11 protein-coding genes are annotated in these 14,924 nt (G+C 43.2%); 8 read left to right on the top strand and 3 right to left on the bottom strand.

Annotated features, from left to right (window positions below; translation table 11 throughout):
* Positions 1–91: 91 nt before the first annotated feature.
* The 6 genes from AACU32_RS01215 to AACU32_RS01240 all read left to right on the top strand — a co-directional run bounded on the left by AACU32_RS01215 (position 92) and on the right by AACU32_RS01240 (position 7,327).
* On the top strand, positions 92–1,096 hold the full coding sequence (locus AACU32_RS01215; RefSeq protein WP_096597082.1) for an NAD-dependent epimerase/dehydratase family protein: 1,005 nt from the start codon (positions 92–94) through the stop codon (positions 1,094–1,096).
* 512 nt (positions 1,097–1,608) lie between these two features.
* Positions 1,609–2,619, top strand: coding sequence for a glycosyltransferase family 2 protein (locus AACU32_RS01220; RefSeq protein ID WP_096597084.1), 1,011 nt, complete (start codon positions 1,609–1,611; stop codon positions 2,617–2,619).
* A gap of 120 nt (positions 2,620–2,739) precedes the next feature.
* A complete protein-coding gene (locus AACU32_RS01225) occupies positions 2,740–3,213 on the top strand; it encodes a DUF2141 domain-containing protein (RefSeq protein WP_096597086.1) in 474 nt (157 codons plus the stop codon).
* A gap of 51 nt (positions 3,214–3,264) precedes the next feature.
* Positions 3,265–4,584 carry a glycosyltransferase gene (locus tag AACU32_RS01230; RefSeq protein ID WP_096597088.1) on the top strand — a complete coding sequence of 440 codons (1,320 nt, stop codon included), beginning with the start codon at positions 3,265–3,267 and terminating at the stop codon, positions 4,582–4,584.
* Positions 4,585–4,687: 103 nt separating this feature from the next.
* Positions 4,688–5,947: a glycosyltransferase gene (locus AACU32_RS01235; protein WP_096597092.1), complete on the top strand. Its 1,260-nt coding sequence runs from the start codon at positions 4,688–4,690 to the stop codon at positions 5,945–5,947.
* 114 nt (positions 5,948–6,061) lie between these two features.
* Positions 6,062–7,327 carry a glycosyltransferase gene (locus AACU32_RS01240; RefSeq protein ID WP_096597094.1) on the top strand — a complete coding sequence of 422 codons (1,266 nt, stop codon included), beginning with the start codon at positions 6,062–6,064 and terminating at the stop codon, positions 7,325–7,327.
* Positions 7,328–7,517: 190 nt separating this feature from the next.
* On the opposite strand, the gene AACU32_RS01245 is transcribed toward AACU32_RS01240, so the two are convergent.
* Complete coding sequence (locus AACU32_RS01245; protein ID WP_096597096.1) at positions 7,518–7,913, bottom strand: hypothetical protein; 396 nt, start codon at positions 7,911–7,913, stop codon at positions 7,518–7,520.
* 424 nt (positions 7,914–8,337) lie between these two features.
* Between AACU32_RS01245 and AACU32_RS01250 the strand changes: the two genes are divergently transcribed.
* Positions 8,338–8,562, top strand: a complete 225-nt coding sequence (locus tag AACU32_RS01250) for a hypothetical protein (protein WP_339377397.1) — start codon at positions 8,338–8,340, stop codon at positions 8,560–8,562.
* A gap of 97 nt (positions 8,563–8,659) precedes the next feature.
* On the opposite strand, the gene AACU32_RS01255 is transcribed toward AACU32_RS01250, so the two are convergent.
* Positions 8,660–13,108, bottom strand: coding sequence for an NB-ARC domain-containing protein (locus AACU32_RS01255; protein WP_096607810.1), 4,449 nt, complete (start codon positions 13,106–13,108; stop codon positions 8,660–8,662).
* 166 nt (positions 13,109–13,274) lie between these two features.
* Here AACU32_RS01255 and AACU32_RS01260 point away from each other — a divergent pair, with 166 nt between their 5' ends.
* Complete coding sequence (locus AACU32_RS01260) at positions 13,275–13,502, top strand: hypothetical protein (RefSeq protein ID WP_096597098.1); 228 nt, start codon at positions 13,275–13,277, stop codon at positions 13,500–13,502.
* 84 nt (positions 13,503–13,586) lie between these two features.
* Here AACU32_RS01260 and AACU32_RS01265 read toward each other — a convergent pair whose 3' ends face one another.
* Entirely contained in the window at positions 13,587–14,849 is a 1,263-nt protein-coding gene (locus AACU32_RS01265) for an NAD(P)/FAD-dependent oxidoreductase (protein WP_096597100.1), read from the bottom strand.
* Positions 14,850–14,924 lie beyond the last annotated feature (75 nt).

The raw sequence follows: 14,924 nt of genomic DNA on the forward strand, positions 1-14,924 counted from the left end.
ATCCGCACACTTCGACTTCTCTGCGAGACGCTACGCGAACGCTCAGTGTGCGGATGATCACCGCTTCAAATACATCAATCATCTCTGCTTTATGAACCTCGAAAACAAAACTCTTCTGATTACTGGAATTGACGAATTTATCGGCTGGCGTGCGGCTGAATTAGCTATTGCTAAGGGAATGAAAGTTAAAGGGCTGCAAAGTTCTGCTGTTCAGGATAAAAAAGCGCAAAACCTGGGCGTTGAGGTGATTGTTGGTAATATTAACGATGCTAAGATTGCCCAAAAAGCTTGTGAGGGAGTAGACATCGTTTTACATACAGCTCAACTTGCTCAAGAAGCTGGCGCACTCAAAGATTTTCAACAGGTGAATGTTGACGGAACCATCACTATGGCGAAAGCAGCTAAAAGTGCTGGTGTGAAAACTTTTGTGCATCTTTCTAGTATATTGGTTTATGGGTTTAATTATAGCGATCGCGTGACTGAATCTGAGCCGCTAGCTGATGAAAGTAACCCCTACTGTAAAACTAAAATTGCCGCAGAACTGGCAGTACTACTACTAAATAATCCCGCAGATTTTGGCGTTATTGTGATTCGCGCTGGTGATGTTTATGGGCCTGGATGTATCCCTTGGGTAATCCGTCCGGTTCATTTTATGCGCCAAAAATTGTTTGCTTATGCTAGTGATGAACATGGGGTTATGAACCATGTCTATGTCGATAATTTGATTGATGCTATCTTCCTGGCTAGCGAAAAAGAAACCTACGGAGAAATATTTAATATTACAGATGGAGGAAACACTTCTTGGAAAGAGTATTTTACTCGTTTAGCAGAAATATCTGATTCACCTGCGCCTATGTCTTTAGGAAAAGATGAAATCAAACTATTTCTTAAACTGCGTGTCCAAGGACAAAAGCTGTTTCGCAAAAAAGCTGATATTCTGCCAGAGTCGATAGATTTTATGACTCGTCCCTATGCTTGTTCGATTGCTAAAGCCGAAAGTTTATTAAATTATACCCCAAAAGTTGGGCTAGAAGAAGGATTGCAAATTACAAAAGAATGGCTGGAAAAAACGGACATTCAAATCTTGATGAAGTAGAGCAATCCTATTTCAGTTGTGAAAAATAGCGGTTTTGACGGTTGACGGTTGACGGTTGACGGTTGACGGTTGACGGTTGACGGTTGACGGTTGATTGTTGACTGTTAACGAACTTCATGAGGGACTGTGCAATTTAAAAGCCTAATAGCTTATCTAATTTCTTATTTCTGTGACATCTGCATCTTTGTGGTTATAAAAATGAATTTTTAACCGCAGAGGCGCAGAGAACACAGAGAAAAGAAGAGGGAAAGTTTTACTATGACTATATCTGTACATTCTCTAGCCTAAGAAGATGTTTTAAAAGTGGTTTGCTGTATCTTCATCACATTATTACCCCCCTTAATCCCCCCTTATAAAGGGGGGAAACAAGAAAAATCCAGTTCCCTCCCCAATACATCGGGGAGGGTTAGGGTGGGGTAAAAATATTTGATACATCAATCATGACTTTTAAAACAACCTCTCAATATTTTTCAAGATTCAGCACTCATAACTACTAAAAGAGTTGTTTGTTTATGAGGAATCATCTGCGGCGGTTAAGTGTTGGACTCCCTGTATATAATGGGGAAAAATTTATCCGTGAATCTATAGATTCAATTTTGGCTCAGACATTTACAGATTTTGAGTTAATTATTTGCGATAATGCATCTACAGATAAAACTGAAGAAATCTGTCGAGCCTATGCGGCTAAAGACGAACGCATTCGTTATTACCGCAATGAAAATAATATCGGTTGCGCTCGGAATTTTAATCGGGTTTTTCAATTGTCTACAGGCGAATATTTTAAATGGATAGCCTATGACGATTTACACGCTCCAGATTTTCTGGAAAAATGCATAGAAATACTCGTTCAAGACTCTAGTGTAGTTTTGTGTCATTCCCATGTATATCACATTGATGAACAGGGAAAATTTCTGCAAAACTACGATATCAAGTTTAAAACTGATTCACCAAAACCACAAGAGCGTTTTCAAGAACTACTGACTAAGCATTATTGCTATCAAATCTATGGGGTAATTCGCGCTGACGCTATTAGAAAAACACCGCCTCTCAGTGGCTGTGCTGCGGCTGATGCAATTTTCTTGCTGAGACTGAGTTTACTTGGTCGATTTTATGAAATTCCCGAATATCTGTTTTTTCCGAGAACTCATCCTCAACAATCATTGAGTATGTTCTTGCCAAATTATTTGTTGACTACTCACAATAATCATCAAAAGTCATTAAGGAATTTGCCTGATTTCTATGGTTATGCTGTGTGGTTTGATTCGTCTAATCAAAGTAAGATTTTGTTACCACATTGGCGAATCTTAGGAGAGATTTTGCTGTCAATTTGGCAGGCTAATTTAAATTGGCAAGTAAAGTTATCTTGCTTATTCAGTGTACCCAAACGTTTGTATGGGACTGAATATTTGTTGCTCAAAGATTTACTGTTAGTAGCTCGAACTTACTGGGTAAATTGGCAAATAAGGCAGAAGGCAAGGGGCAGAAGGCAGAAGGAAGGAAAAAGTTTTCATCATCATGCATGAAAGGGGATGAGGGGGACAAATTCTCAATGCCCACTTGCCCTGAGCGAAGCCGTTCGCGAAGCGTCTCGCAGAGAAGGGATGCCCAATGCCCCATAAATTTAGTATTTGTAGGAGAATAGGATGTTGAAGTTATCGAAAATTTCGGCTTTAATTATTGCGACTTTCGCTAGCATCAGCTCGATGCAAGTTGTGAATGCTGCACCGGCGGAAACGCTAACTGTTGTCGTCAATGGTATCCGCAGCCAAAAGGGTGAAGTTTGCATAGGTGTTTACTCTCAAGACAAAGCCAAGGGATTTCCTTTAAGTACTAGTGATGTGTTAAAAAGTGCTTGCCAGAAAATTACAGGTGGCAGTTTAAAACACCAGTTTGTGGGCTTGAAACCTGGAAATTATGCTGTGGCTATTGTTGACGATCAAAATGGCGATCGCAAACTCAATCGTGACTTTTTCGGTATTCCTACAGAAGGTTTTGGTATTTCTCGAAACCCTACTGTATCTGTGCAAACTGGTACACCTAAATTTCGTGACGCTAGTTTTGCACTGAATAAAAATACTACCATCAATATTACTGTGAAGTATTCCCTTGATCCATAAAACAGCGCCGGATAAATTGTCGTCAAGGCTGGGAGGGAGGCTCTAAAATTCATGTCAGATGTAGAGAAGTTTCTGTGTAACTCGTTGCTGGGTTGGCTAGCTATTCAAGTAGTTTTAACCCTAGTATTTCTACTGTCTCTGTATTCAAATCAGAAAAACTTGTTACCAGATGACCAGTTACCCAAAACTGCGGTGATTCTCTGTCTGCGTGGAGCTGATCCTTATCTGAGACAATGCTTACGGGCGCTGTCACGACAAAATTATCCCGAATATGAACTGAAGATTGTAGTCGATCATCAGGATGATCCATCTTGGAATATTGCGATTGATACAGTCCAAGGGCTAGGAGTAACTAACGTTGAAATTAGCCCTTTGCGAAATGTACGCAATAATTGTAGTCTCAAGTGCAGTTCCCTGGTACAAGCTGTCTCAGAATTGGATGATTCCTACAAAGTCGTTGCTTTGGCAGATAGCCATACTGTAGTCCATCCCAATTGGCTGCGGGAATTAGTCCATCCTTTAGCTGATCCTAAAGTAGGCGCGACCACTGGTAGCTGTTGGTACTTACCTAGAGGTAAAAAATGGTGGTCTTTAATACCTTACATAGCTAATGTATCCTTAGTTATACAGAAGTATCTGTTTAGAATGCCTTGGGGTGGAAGTTTGGCAATCAAAACAGAAGTAATTCACCAAACAGGACTGTTAAATAAGTGGAGTGTAGCGCTTTGCGAAGACATTTTGATTGGTAGCGTCTTACGCAAACATAAGTTCAAGGTTAAGTTTGTACCTTCCTTATTCATGGTAAATCGGGAAGAGAGCGATTTACCGAGTTTAAAAGACCAAATTCAGCGTCAACTCATATCTTCTCGACTTTATCATCCCCAACCATCAGCGATTATTGGCGATACCATTTCCAGCATTTTAATACCTACTTTGGTGTTGATGTGTTTGCTCTGGGAGTTGTTCACTTCCCATTGGGAAAATTTTGCCCTGTTGTCGGGATGTTACATCAGCTATACAGTAGGATTACTCTGGCTGATGTTAATTTTAGAGCAAGGCGTACAACAAATAACGCGCGATCGCCTGCAACCAATCGCACGGATTTCATTTTCCACAATCCTCAAACTGCTAATTGGTATCCCCCTAACTCAATGGATATATGGGTTAGGGCTATTGTCTACTTTGGGGATGTCTACTGTTAAATGGCGTGGTGTCAGTTATCGCATTCAGGGCCCTTGGAATGTGCGGCTAGAGGAGTATAAGCCATTTAGAAGGGCAGGGGGGATGGGGGGCAGGGGAGCAGGGGAGCAGGGGACAGGGGGACAAGGAGGACAAGGGGGACAAGGGGGAGAAGGGGGACAAGGAAGATAAATGCCCCATGCCCAATGCCCAATGCCCCATGCCCCATGCCCATGAAATCTGCTGCGTAAATCCTAAAACCAGCACTTTCATGGAATTTAATAGGTGATACAGCATGAACGATTGGGCGGTGTTGCTTTCTCAGGTGTTACTGGGCTGGCTGGCCATTCAAGTTTTGTTAATTCTGATTTTCTTATGGAATCTGCGTTTTCACCAGGGCAGATTATTACCAGATGAGAAGTTACCAAAAACTGCGATTGTTCTTTGCTTGAGGGGTGCAGATCCTTTTCTGCCTAACTGTTTGCGTGCTTTATTAAATCAGAACTATCCCCAGTATGATTTAAAGCTAATTGTCGATCGCCAAGAAGATCCGGCTTGGAAAGTTGCTACTGAGACGATCCAAGAGCTAGGTGCAACTAATGTTCAAATTAGCCCTTTGCGATTTATCCGCAAAAATTGTAGCCTAAAATGCAGTTCTCTGGTGCAGGCAGTGTCAGAGTTAGACGAGTCTTATCAAGTTATTGCCTTAGTAGATGCTGATACTGTTGTTCATCCTCATTGGCTGCGGGAATTAGTTAGTCCCTTAGCTAATCCGCAAATTGGAGCGACAACAGGTAACCGTTGGTACTTACCTACAGGTAAATATTGGGGGTCTTTAGTGCGGTACATTTGGAATGTATCGGCAGTTGTGCAGATGTATCTTTATGGGATTCCTTGGGGTGGAACTCTGGCTGTCAAAACCTCAGTGCTGCACCAAACCGGACTCGTAGATAAATGGAGTAAAGCTTTTGGCGAAGATACCATGATGCGTAGCGTCTTGGGTAAAAATAAGTTTCAGGTAAAATTTGTACCTTCTTTATTGATGCTCAATCGAGAAGAGTCTGATTTACCAAGCTTACGATACTGGCTGCAACGGCAATTACTCGCATCTCGCTTGTATCATCCTTGGTGGTTGGCTGTAGTTGGTGACACGATTTTAACTATACTCCTTCCCAGTGCGATCGCTCTCTTATTTTTAGCGGCTTTATTCAGCCAACAATGGCATACTGCTATTTTCTGCCTGAGTTGCTATGGCGGCTATATGCTGGCATTACTCTTGCTGATACTTGTGCTAGAAACAGAAATACAGCAAGTAATTCGCCGTCATGGTGAACCGCTAACCAAACTCTCAACTACCGCCATCGGGAAAATCTTTTTTGCCCTTCCCTTCACCCAATGGGTTTATGGTTTAGCAATGCTATCATCCCTGTGGATGCCAACAGTCAAATGGCGGGGAATTACCTATGAAATCAAAGGCCCCTGGAATCTGCAACTCCAAGACTACCGCCCCTACCAAATTTTAGATCAACCAAGCGATCGCAAACTTTCTCTTTAAGTAGTCAACAGTCAACAGTCAACAGTCAACAGTCAACTGTCAACTGTCAACATTCATGAAATCTCAGCTGCGTAAATCCTAAACCAGCCCTTTCATGAAATCTTTTCTTTCAACATGAAAAAACAACCTCTGCGGGTCGCTTTATTCACCGGATTATATGCTCCGTTTCTTACAGGAGTTTCAGTTGCAGTACACCAGCGCGTGCGGTGGTTATTACAACAAGGACATGAAGTCTTTCTGATTCATCCGGAAATTAACGATCAATACCCCAAACAAGTAGGCAATCGTCCTATGGCGGGATTAGAAGAGTTACAAACTTATCCTAACTTTTCTGCCTACGCATTCCCCACCCAACCCCTGATTTTCTACAAATCTTTACCCCAGCCTTTAAGTTACAGACATTGGAGCGATACTAAATTACTCCTCAACTTCCAACCTGATATCATTGTTGTGGAAGAATCAGCCCAAATGAGAGGAGCTTACTCAGCTTTCTTGCAAGGTTACGGTCGCGCTGTGGGAGTTAAATATGCCAAGCAAACTGGTACTCCCATTATCTCAGTATTCCATACAGATATCATCGCCTATATCAAATATTACTTAGGAAATTTCCTCTTTAGTTTACTGCGTCCAATTCTTCCCTTGATAGTTAAGCAAGTCAGTGATGCTTATAATTTCAATTTATTTCCATCTCGGGAACTGTTGAGGAAATATGATAGCCTCAAATGCCAACGTAGTGAATACGTCCCTTATCAAGGTATCGATTGCGAAAGATTTCATCCCCGTAATATTTCTTACGACCCCATACCCAATGACCACAGACCAACCCTGCTGTTTGTCGGACGCATCACTGCCGAAAAGAACGTCACCCAATTGATAGATGCATTCCCCTTAATTGCGGCTAAAATTCCGGATGTGCATTTAGTGATTGTCGGTAGCGGTCCTTTGGATCAGGAAATTCGTCGTGGTGCGCAAAAGTTTAAATCTGGTATTACTGTGTGGGGTGAGTCTCACGGAACAGAACTTTTGGGTTGGTTTGCCAGAGCAGACATTTTTGTGAATCCTTCTGTAACCGAAAACTTCTGTACTACTAATATGGAAGCTTTAGCATCTGGAACCCCTGTTGTCGCAGCCAACGCTGGGGGAAATCCAGAACAAGTTTTCTCTGGAATCAACGGCTTTGTTTCTGAACCCAACAACCCGGAAGATTTGGCGCAAAAAGTCATTGCTATTTTGGAAAATCCCGAACTCAAAGCAGAAATGACCCAGAACGCTCGACCTTCGATCTTAGAATTTGATTGGTCTGCTTGTCAGGAGAAGTTTGAAGAAAAGCTCTATCAACTAGTTGCTTTATCCAACAAGTCAACGGTGAAGATTAAGTAGGGCATTGCCCACCCTGTCTTGAAAATAGACGCGGAGATGGGGAGACGCGGGGACGCGGAGACTGATATTTTCATGCCCTCGTTGTGTGAAAAATCACATGACCGTCTAGCTTGAAAATAGAGGAATTGGGGCATGAAGCATGGGGAAGAAATTACCAATGCCCAATGCCCAATGCCCAATGCCCAATGCCCTATTCTGTTTGAGAATTGCTGTTAGCTGCTGACTCTGCCTGATTTTTCAAGCGAGTTATCCGGCCTTTGCGGGTACGTTCACTCTCAGTAACACCACCCGCTAGCTCATATTCATTGCTATCTGTGCCGTATTTGAAACCAACTCCTTTGAGCATTTTGTCTGAAAGACGGCGCAAGGTTTTTTCCATTGTATCAACTTTAGTTTTAGAAGAGTCTACCAAAGCTAAAGCAGCATTATAAGCATCAAGCACATTGCTAAACTCTTCAATTGTTTGAGTCAGGTTTTGCAAATTGTATTGCTCATCAAACTTCAGGTTTGGATCAATGGCTTGGAAGCTAGCTACTCTGAATTTAGCTTTTTCTAAAATACGGGATGTGCGTTTTTGACGAGTCATATCTGTACTTTTGTAAAATACTTATAATGCTAGCTTGCCTCAGTTAACTTAGATTTTGTATCGGTAAAATTCCTAAATAATTAGATGATTTATGAGAATATTTTTGGTAAATTTAAGTAATTTTGCCGAATTAAATCACTAATGCTAAATTAGATAATTTACACGGGGAATAAAAAACGGAGAAGAGATAAAATTGGGAGCAAAAACCCTCTCAAGAAAAAACTAGAGTTTTGTAGACGCAGTTTAAGAGGCGATCGCATCTGAGTCTGGGACTTCCAATTAGAAAAATACCCACGGGGGTAGGGGCACGGCTCCGATAAAATATCGGTATACCGAAAGTTTGTAGGTGTTCCCTACAAGTCGGATAATTGATTTTTTGGAGTTCCCTAACAAGCGATCGCATTTGAGTCATAAGTGATCGCCTGTGAGTGATAAGCGATCGCGTCTAAGTAAGAAGCGATCGCCTGTGAGTGATAAGCGATCGCCTGTGAGTGATAAGCGATCGCGTCTGAGTGATAAGCGATCGCCTGTGAGTGATCAGCGATCGCGTCTGAGTAAAAAGCGATCGCCTGTGAGTAAGAAGCGATCGCCTCTAAGTGATAAGCGATCGCGTCTGAGTAAGAAGCGATCGCCTCCCTCAGTTTGTTAGACTAAAAATATATCTTCGCTTGCCAATTGGTTTTTCAGAAGACGGGGAGCGATCGCTTTGTTTACAAGCCTTGTCGCAGGGTATTATGAATTACAAATTATTTCCACCATCGCGCTACATCTGCGATCGCACGGGCAACTTCTGCCGTTGCAACTTCACCACCTAATGCAAAGATAACTGGAAACAATGCCTTAATATCTTGCAGCACAACAGGGCGAGTACGAAGCGATAGCTCATAAAGTGTATTTTGCCAAAGGGGTAAAAGTTTGGTAGATGGCATTTGTGACAAACTGTCAGCTAAAGCACTCAAGGCTTTGGCACGAGAATCCTCATCCTGAATTGCCCTAGCAGCAGCAAGAGCTTCTGGCAAGATATCTGGCAGTTTGTCAGCTAAGGCTCTCAAGGCTTTGGCACGAGAATCCTCATCCTGAATTGCCCTAGCAGCAGCAAGAGCTTCTGGCAAGATATCTGGCAGTTTGTCAGCTAAGGCTCTCAAGGCATCGGCATGTGCAGACTCATCCTGAATCGCCTTGGCAGCAGCAAGGGCTTCTGGCAAGATATCTGGCAGTTTGTCAGCTAAGGCTCTCAAGGCATCGGCATGTGCAGACTCATCCTGAAGCGCCCTGGCAGCAGCAAGGGCTTCTGGCAATAACTCGGGTGGCAGTTGTTTGTCAGCTAAGGCACTCAAGGCTTTGGCACGAGAATCCTCAGACTTAATCGCCCTGGCAGCAGCAAAGGCTTCTGGCAAGATATCTGGCAGTTTGTCAGCTAAGGCACTCAAGGCTTTGGCACGAGAATCCTCAGACTTAATCGCCCTGGCAGCAGCAAGGGCTTCTGGCAATAACTCGGGTGGCAGTTTATCAGCTAAGGCACTTAAGGCATCGGCAAGGAAATCCTCTTGCGGAATCACCCTGGCAGCAGCAAGGATTTCTGGCAATAACTCGGGTGGCAGTTTGCCAGCTAAGTCACTCAAGGTATAGACACGAGGAGACTTAGACTGAATCGCCCTGGCAGCAGCAAAGGCTTCTGGCGATAACTCTGGTGGCAGTTTCTCTGCTAAGGCACTCAAGGCATAGACACGAGAATACTCATCCTGAATCGCCCTGGCAGCAGCAAGGACTTCTGGCAATAACTCTGGTGGCACTTTGTCGGCTAATGCTATCACGAAATTGGCGTGATCCCACTCAGACTGAATTGCCCTAGCGGCGGCGAGTGCTTCTGCCAACAAATCTGCTGGCAGTTTGTCAGCTAATGCAATCAGGGCTTCGGCTTGATCGCTCTTATCCTGAATCAACCTTGCAGCCTCTAAGAGTTTTAGCAACAACTCTAGTGGTAGTTGATCGCTTAATGCAATCAGGACTTTGGTACGATAAAACTCATCCTGAATTGTCGTTGCTAGTTCTACTACTTGTGACAACAACTCTGGTGGTAGTTTGTCGGCTAATGATATCAGTAAATTAGCGTGATTGCTCTTAGACTCAATCGACTTTGCCGCTTCTAGTACTTGTGACAAAAACTCTGATGGTAGTTGATCGCTTAATGCTCTTAGGGCACAGGCACGATAATACTCATCCTGAATTTTCCTTACCGCTTCTAGTAATTGTGGCAACAACTCTGGTGGCAGTTTGGCGGCTAATCCACTTACAGCATAAGCACAATAAAACTCATCTTGAATCGCCTTTGCCGCCTCTAGTAATTGTGACAACAACTCTAGTGGTAGTTTGTCGGCTAATGCTATCAGGACTTTAGCGCGATAAAACTCATCATCAATTGCTGTTGCCTCCTCTAGAACTTGTGGCAGAAATTCCGGTAATAGTTCATCGCTTAATGTAGACAGAACTTCGGCGCGATCATACTCATCTTTAATTGCTCTGGCAGCAGTGAGTTTTTCTGGCAACAATTCTGGCATTTTCTCTACCAATACGCTCAGGACTTTGACGCGATAAAATTCATCCTGAATAGCCCTCGCCGCATCTAGGACTTGTGGCAAAAACTCTGGTGGCAGTTTATTAGCTAATATCCCCAGGATTTCAGCGCGATACTCCTCATACCAAATAGCCCTTACTGCCTTTAGAGCTTGTGGTAAAACTGAGGGCAGTTTGTCAGTTAATGTACTTAAGGCAAGGGCGTAATACCTCTGATCCTCAATCCTCCTAGCTACCTCTAAGGCTTGTGGCAAAAACTCTGGTGGTAGTTTGTCTGCTAATCCAAACAGGGTAAGCGTGCGATACTCTTCATCCTCAATCACGCTAGCTGCCTCTAGGACTTGTGGCAACAAATCTGATGGTAGTTTGTTCGCTAATCCAAACAAGACTTCGGCGCGATATTTTTCAGACTGAATCGCCTTTGCTGCGGCAAGTGCTTGTGGCAACAGATCTAATGGTAGTTTGTCAGCTAATGCGCTTAAGGCATCGGCGTGATATTTTTCAGACTGAATCGTCCTGGCAGCAGCAAGGGCTTTTTGCAGCGCTAATTCTTGAAGATTTGGTGGCAAATAATTGACTAGTACTGTCAACGATTTGACTTTTTCCTGTGGTTCTGGTTTTTGCAGGGCATAAGCCAGTCCTTGTTCAGGAGTCCACTTCTTTTTTTTGACCAACGCCATCAACAGATTTATTGGTAAATTAGCTGCCAAACTATTCAGGGATGCAGTAATCAAAACATAACGATACTGCAAGCCTAGTGTTGATTCAGTCGAATTTGCTTGTGCTAGTTCCCAGGCACGAGAAATATCTGTGATGTAACCGCCAGTTTGTGCCAATTGTTCTCGTACTTCATACCAACCATTGTTTCCAGTTGCAGACTCTTCCCGCAATAAGGAGTGAATCTGTTCTATCTGTTCAGCCTTTTCCAAATGCCAAACTAAATGCTGATAAATGTAATCATCATTGGGCAAGGTATGCCATAAATTATTTTGGGTTTTCTGCCGATATTTCTCCAACAAAGCGGCGTGAGCATTGACAAGGGAAATACCTAATCCTGGTAAATCACCGCGACGCTTTGGTGTTGCTGGCGCAGTTAACAAATTACGTGCTAAATCGTGGAATAAATCATGCAAACGATAGGTCAGCGTTCCATCAGCTAGCTTTACACCAAGTAATAGTAACGCTTTACTGCGTAAATATTCCAATGCTTCTGATGCATCGCGATCATCTGCCAGATCCCAAAGCGTCGCCGTCATTTTAGGAGTAATAGTTACATCTTCTGGTAACACTCCAAGCCAAGTAAAATATTCTCTTTCCTCTTCTGGTAGTCGCTTAATACTCAAATTCAAGGATGCCGTTAAGCTGAGGCGTTTTAAACTAGCTTCATCAGTAGTGTCCCTAGCACCTGGTCTGTCAAATGTTTTTAACCTAGCAATTTCTCGTTGAATATCTTGTAACAGAACTTTCCAAGCTGTACCATCTGCAACTTGGGCTGCGGCAAGTTCCAACGCTAGGGGGAGATAACCAACGCCTTTAGCTAAATTTTTTGCTGACTTACTTTCTGCACCTGTAATTTCGCGTCTTAATTTCTTCGTCAGCAATGCCATCGCCTGAGTTGGTGTCATGATATCCAGGCTGTAGGTACTAGCTGCCAAGGCATCAGCAATTGCTGCTTCACGAGTTGTTACTACAACCTGACACCGCACCCCACCCACATTAAACGCTTGTGCATCTTGCGTATTCCAAGCATCATCCACCACTAGCAACACGGCTTTGTCATAAAGCAGCGTCCGTAAATGAGTAGAAGTAGCTTCTATACTGGTAGGTTTAAAGCTATAGTCTCCTAACGCTTGCACCCAGCCACTAATTAAAGACAGCACATCAGGCTGTTGACCTAATGTAGCCCACAAAATACCATCACAAAACCGAGTTTGGATTTCTGCATCTACTGCTAAAGCTGCGGCTAAGGTCGATTTACCCACAGAACCCAAGCCGTGAATCGCCGTAATTACCAAAGTGCGATTATCTTCTGTGAGGAGGCGAGTCTTTAAATCATCGCTGTATTCTGGGCGTTCAACAAAGTGTGTAGGTAAAGGTGGCGCTTGAAATATCGTCAGTTTAGTTTGGGGTACAACAGCAATACCCTCATCTTCAGTGAAATTCGCTTCTAGTTCTTTAGATTTATTTGGTTTATTGCTTTCCCATACCTCATCAAATTGTTTCAGGTTTTTTTCTTTATCTCTTGACCATAGCTTTAAAGTAAAATGCCAATCATCAGAACCTTGGGTTTGAATCCGGTTATCTTCCAGAATTTTCACAAAATTCTTCAGCAAATTCAGCGCTTCTCGAATTTCCCGTTTAGCTTTTTCTACTTCTCTTTTCCCCCTCCTCGCTTGCGGGGAGGGGTTAGGGGTGGGGTTCCGGACTGCACAAGTCAACGCCTCCAAACCTACCAGCGTTGTCTTAATAGTCAGCTTAGGATTAGCACTGTCTTCTTCTTTCCAGTCATGCTCAATCTTAAATTTACCTTCCGCAAATTCTCCAGTCGCGAAACAAAGCAACGCCTCTAACAGACGCTTGACTCGCTTTTTAGGTTCAGCACCGTAAGTAATTCGCGGCATTGCATCCAAAAAATTAACAAGAAGTTTAGGGCTACCCCAATTTAGGACTACCACCCCAAAGCTATTAAATCCAGATTCTAAGGTATTTTCACCGAGATTGGGGTATTTGCTTGTGGATGCAACCCCAAAGAGAAGCTGTAGCTATCAAATCTTTGGGGAAAAACCAATGAAAGGTAAGGGTCAAAATATTATCAACAAAATTATTGCTTTGTTGCTGACAATGCAAATCTTCTTAATTGGTTTACAAGCTAAAGTCCGCATTGACCAAGGTAACTCTAGCTTAGAAGCTTTAATTTGGATGACACAACAGTATATCTCTGTGTTGATTAAAGTTGGCAGTTTGCAGGAGAAGAAAGAAAAAGGCGATTCTGGAAAGGGGAAAGGTAAAACTTGATTTGGGGAAAAGGTTAAAGGGTAAGGGTAAAAGGTTTTTTTATTTCCCCTTCCCCTTTCCCCCTTCCCCCTTCACCGCTCAAAGTTAGTTTGTCACACTACTGGCGCCTACAGAAGAAGTTCCCATCGCACTACCAGCTAAATAAGCAGTAGTCCAAGCACTTTGGAAGTTAAACCCGCCAGTCACGCCATCAATATCTAAGATTTCGCCGGCAAAATATAAACCAGGAACCAATTTACTTTCCATTGTTTTAAAATTGACTTCTTTGAGATTCACCCCGCCACAGGTAACAAATTCTTCTTTAAAAGCGCCTTTCCCACTAATTGAGTATTCTCCCTGAGTCAATTCGGCTAGCAATTTATTCAGCATTTTGTTAGGTAATTCTGCCCAGCGGTCTTCTGTGGTGATGCCAACACGGGTGAGAATGTATTGCCAGAGACGATGGGGTAAGTCTACACCGCGATGGAGTGCGATCGGTCGTCTTCCCCATTCAGCCTTGACAGCTAAGATATTTTGCCGCACTTGTTCTAGCTGGAAGTCGGGTAGCCAATTAATCAATAATTTCGCCTGATAGCGGCTGTCATGTAAAACTCTCGCACCCCAAGCCGAAAGTTTCAGCACAGATGGGCCACTTAAACCCCAATGGGTGATTAATAATGCGCCTGTTTGTTCGAGTTGCGGTTTGCTATTGATCGACAAGCGCAATTTTACCGGGTTGACACTAATTCCAGCTAAGGCGCGTAATTTGGGATCGGCAATGTTGAAGGTAAATAAAGAAGGTACAGGCGGTTCGATGTGATGTCCTAAATCCTGAGCAATTTTATAACCTGCTATGCTGCTACCTGTAGCCAGCAAAAGACGATCGCACTGTAAAATCTCTTTCGACTTCAGAACTATCTCAAATCCTGCTGTCTGGGTGTTTCGTTTGACTGCTACCACAGGTGTGCCAATGATCAATTCTACCCCAGCTGCGTGCGCCTCATTCATCAGACACTCAACAATTGTTTCCGAATTATCAGTGATGGGAAACATCCGCCCATCAGCTTCAGTTTTGAGTTTGACTCCCTGAGTAGCAAACCAAGCTATGGTATCTTGAGCTTGAAAGCGAGTAAAAGCACCCAGCAGCGCTTTTCCACCTCTGGGGTAATTTTGCACTAACCTTTGAGCCTCAAAACAAGCATGAGTCACATTACAGCGTCCCCCGCCAGAAATCCGCACCTTCGCCAGTGGTTGACGACTAGCTTCAACTAAAGTAACTTGGGCATCAGGATTAACTTGGGCAGTTGCGATCGCACCAAAAAATCCCGCAGCCCCACCCCCAATAACAACAATTTTCAATGGCAACAAGTTTAAAAATATCTCAATAGCATCTACTACTCTGCCACATTAATGATAATGGGCGGCAAGATCCCCGACTGCTTT

The sequence above is a fragment of the Calothrix sp. NIES-2100 genome, assembly GCF_963875285.1.
In the GTDB taxonomy this organism is placed as follows: domain Bacteria; phylum Cyanobacteriota; class Cyanobacteriia; order Cyanobacteriales; family Nostocaceae; genus Aulosira.